5 protein-coding genes are annotated in these 3,783 nt (G+C 32.9%); 3 read left to right on the forward strand and 2 right to left on the reverse strand.

All coding sequences use genetic code 11. The annotated features are described in order from the left end of the window. Positions 1-1,226, reverse strand: a 1,226-nt coding sequence (locus tag AC3DU7_RS28165; RefSeq protein ID WP_488042564.1) for a P-loop NTPase fold protein, incomplete at its 3' end; no start/stop codon positions are given. 33 nt (positions 1,227-1,259) lie between these two features. On the opposite strand from AC3DU7_RS28165, the gene AC3DU7_RS28170 reads away from it, so the two are divergent. From AC3DU7_RS28170 to AC3DU7_RS28180, 3 genes are all read left to right on the forward strand, one after another. Further along, the gene (locus tag AC3DU7_RS28170) at positions 1,260-1,604 is read left to right on the forward strand and encodes a nucleotidyltransferase family protein (protein ID WP_488042565.1); all 345 of its coding nucleotides are present in this window, start codon (positions 1,260-1,262) and stop codon (positions 1,602-1,604) included. Positions 1,605-1,699: 95 nt separating this feature from the next. Beyond that, positions 1,700-1,942, forward strand: a complete 243-nt coding sequence (locus tag AC3DU7_RS28175; RefSeq protein ID WP_488042566.1) for a HepT-like ribonuclease domain-containing protein — start codon at positions 1,700-1,702, stop codon at positions 1,940-1,942. Between the two features lie 160 nt (positions 1,943-2,102). Beyond that, complete coding sequence (locus tag AC3DU7_RS28180) at positions 2,103-2,762, forward strand: SDR family oxidoreductase (RefSeq protein ID WP_488042567.1); 660 nt, start codon at positions 2,103-2,105, stop codon at positions 2,760-2,762. Positions 2,763-3,095: 333 nt separating this feature from the next. On the opposite strand, the gene AC3DU7_RS28185 is transcribed toward AC3DU7_RS28180, so the two are convergent. Further along, on the reverse strand, positions 3,096-3,665 hold the full coding sequence (locus AC3DU7_RS28185) for a Uma2 family endonuclease (RefSeq protein ID WP_488042568.1): 570 nt from the start codon (positions 3,663-3,665) through the stop codon (positions 3,096-3,098). Positions 3,666-3,783: the final 118 nt, after the last annotated feature.

A 3,783-nucleotide genomic window follows, 5' to 3' on the forward strand; every position in this document is an offset into this window, starting at 1 on the left:
GAGAATGATAATTGCACAAACTTTTCCAGAAAACTAAAACCATAATCAACCTTTTTGTTCAGCTTCTGAACTTCATTTTCCTCTACTTGATTTTCGGCGATCGCTGAAGCTAGAAAAGGAATAATATTTCTTTGTTTAAAACTTATAGCTGCTGCTACCTTTTCTCTATCCATACCCAAAATAAAAATTATCTTTGGGTCATTAGAAATCATCATATTTAGAGCTTGTAATAAATCTGCCGATTTACCCAAATCACAACGGTCAAGGTCATCAATAAAAACATAAATCTTTTCATTTTCACCCACATAAGCATTAACAATTTTAGAAAAATCCTCGTGAAACTTTTCAATAAAAGCCACTTGTTTATCATAATCAGGATGCTCAAGATATTGAGTCAAATCCATTTTCTGGTCGCCAATTAAATCCTTTAATATTGCCAGAAGTTTTCCTACTCCAGCAAAGGCAGCACCATAACCTCCCAACTGTAACCAGAAAGTTAAAAATTGATTATTTTCATCTTCTTTATTATCAGTTTTTTGCTCGTCTTTTTTATCTTCCTCTTCTGCCTCTGAATCTGTTTGAACAATATCTGCTAACTTTTCATACCACGGTAAAACACCCGTGATTTTATCTGGAAAAAATACAATAAATGGAACAGAAACAATAATAGTTGCCATCAACCATATTATTACCAAAGTCTGGATAAATTTTACTGGTTTATTTTTCCAGTCAAGACGATTACCGATGAGAATTAAGTAACTCAATAAATTATATAAAATATCAGATAAATTACGATTATTAGACAATTGTTCTAAAAAAGAAAGAGCAAAAGTCGCCCAAAGTGATTCAGATTTTTCATGTCGCCAAGCATTAAACCAAACAGTTTGAGTTTCTTGTTTGAATTTTAATCTCAAAAATTCATAGATGTCTGATATATCGCTGAAAATAATCCGGTCTTTTTTAATTTTCTGCCAAACTTTCTTTAAATCTTCCTTATCTAATTCTTGAGACTTATTTTTAACCTCAGTTTCAAGTTGTTTCATAAAAGAAGATTTACCGCTACCCCATTCACCCTCGATAGAAATAGTTAGTGGCGGTTTAGTATCTTTATGAGTTAAAAACTCAGCCATTGCTATAACATAAGGGGCAAAACCAAGTTCATCATCTGTCGTTGGTTGGTCGCCTACCGTAATAATTTGCTTTGAGTTTTCTGTAGAATCTGGCATAATTTTAAAAGTCAATAATTAAGGAACTGTATAATGCTTAAAGAACAACAAAAGATTGATTTAAAAGTTATTCTCACAGAACGTCTGAAAATTTCCTACTCAGAAATTGCTGAGTTTTGCCAGCGCTGGAATATTGCGGAATTAGCTTTATTTGGCTCAGTATTGCGAGAAGATTTTCACCCTAAGAGTGATGTTGATATTTTAGTAGTTTATGAGCCTTTTTGTCAGTTAACATTGTCAAAATTATTAGATATGCAAGAGGAATTAGAAATAAAGTTTGGACGTGCAGTTGATTTAGTAGAAAAAGCTATGATTAAAAATCCCTATCGTTTAGCTAATATTTTAAATACTTATCAAATAATTTATGCAAAACAATAGAGATATTGCTTCAGTTTGGGATATGGTACAGGCAATTCGTCGAATCCAGGAATTTACTACTGATGTAAATTACAGTGAGTATTTTAGAGAACATTTTGATACAAAGTGCAGTAGAGCGTCAATTTGAAATTTTGGGTGAAGCTGCACGTCGAATATCTTTAGAGTTTCAACAATTACACTCTCATATAAATTGGCGCAGTCTTATTGGTTTAAGAAATATTATTGCTCATCGCTACGACGAGGTGAGACCAGAAATTTTGTGGGGAGTTATTGCGTCAGATATTCCCATTTTATTAGAGCAGTTAGAGGTTTTATTGCCTCCTCTTTCTAATGAATGAAGATGTTGATTTTCGATGGCTCAAACCAAGCTACAATTTGACTAAAGGTAATGAAGCTGATAGCTGATGGCTGACCGCTGTTTGCTTAAAAAAAATTGTGTTACTTATATGATATAATCAACCAGCAAAATTATCAGCAATTAAGGAAAAAAAGTCGATTATGGCAACTTATTTAATTACAGGAACTAATCGTGGTATTGGGAAAGAATTATGTAAAAAAGTTTATAGTAAAGGTGACAAAGTAATTGCTGTTTGTCGCCAGTCAGACGGAGAATTAGAAAGTCTAGGAATTTCTGTAGAAACAGGAGTAGATATTACTTCTGAAAAAAATGTTGCTAATTTAGTTAATCATCTACAAGGGATAAAATTAGATGTATTAATTAATAATGCTGGAATTGTTGAAAGAAATTATCTAGATTATTTAGATTTTGATAGTATTAGCAAACAATTTGAAGTGAATGCAATAGGAACTTTACGCCTAACTCATGCTTTATTACCTTTGATGGAATCTGGCTCAAAAATTGCTATTATTACAAGTAGAATTGGTTCAATTGATGATAATACTTCTGGTGGTTCTTATGGTTATCGAATGTCAAAAGTTGCAGTTAGTATGGCTGGTAAATCTTTATCTGTGGATCTAAAACCACAGGGAATTGCTGTAGCAATTTTACACCCTGGTTTAATTAGTACTAGAATGACAAATTTTACAGGAATATCTCCAGCAGAAGCAGCAGAAAATTTGTTAGCTAGAATTGACGAATTAAACTTAGAAAATACAGGTACTTTTTGGCACGCAAAGGGTGAAATATTACCTTGGTAATTTCAGTTATCAGTTATCAGTTATCAGTACTTCTGCGCATAAATTTGGGATATTTCTTCAATATTGAGAGGAGAATATTTTTATTATGTACTTACAGCAATTTTGAGGATAGTGAGGTACAGTTATAAGACTATTTATTCCTGTATTCCCAGCTCCGGTGTTCCCTGTTGCCTCAAACAAAAGAATTTTGTACCTCACGCTTTTTGGGAATTACTATAGGATAGAGTAATGCCATAATAGTAAAGATTAGGAATAATGCAGAAGTAAGTAGATAACTAAACGTCTCCTTGCTTCTGTTGTAGATAACTAAATGCTTTCTTCCTTCTTCCTTCTTCACTCAAATTCTACATTTTCGTAAATATCTGACAAAGAGATTTGAAACTCCACCGAACTTAAAGATAAAATAGCACCATCACCTTCATATTCTGACAACCACCATTTGCCATCCTCAGTTTTGCTAAACTTTTCAACATAATACCTGTATTGATCGATTAGAATATATTCTTGCAAACTATTTACTCTGCGATAATACTCAAATTTTTGCCCCCTATCATAACTTTCTGTCGATCGCGACAATACCTCAATAATTATCTGAGGGTTAGTAATAGTATCTCGCCTACCTTCAGCATAAATAACTGGAGTAGAAATTACCATCACATCTGGATAAGTGTAAATATTTTTTGTTGGTATTGATAAGCGCAAATCATTTATAGCAGTTTCGTAAGGTTGCCCTTTGATACCATACTTTAGGGCAGAAGCAACATTTAGTCCAATTCGATTGTGATTTAACGTACCTCCAGTCATGGGTATGATTTCTCTATCACGATATTCACTTCTAAATTCAGCGGTTTTTTCCCGCTCTAGATACTCTTCGGAAGAGTAGCGGGTTTGAGTTGCTTGCATTTAGTTTTCTCCTATTCAACTATCATAATACTAACAATTTATTTCTTAACTGAATAAAACCCTATATAGCAATCAGGAATAAGTTGTGAGAATTCAGATGTTCCTTAAAAGTATAGAA

This window comes from Okeania sp. (assembly GCF_983059655.1).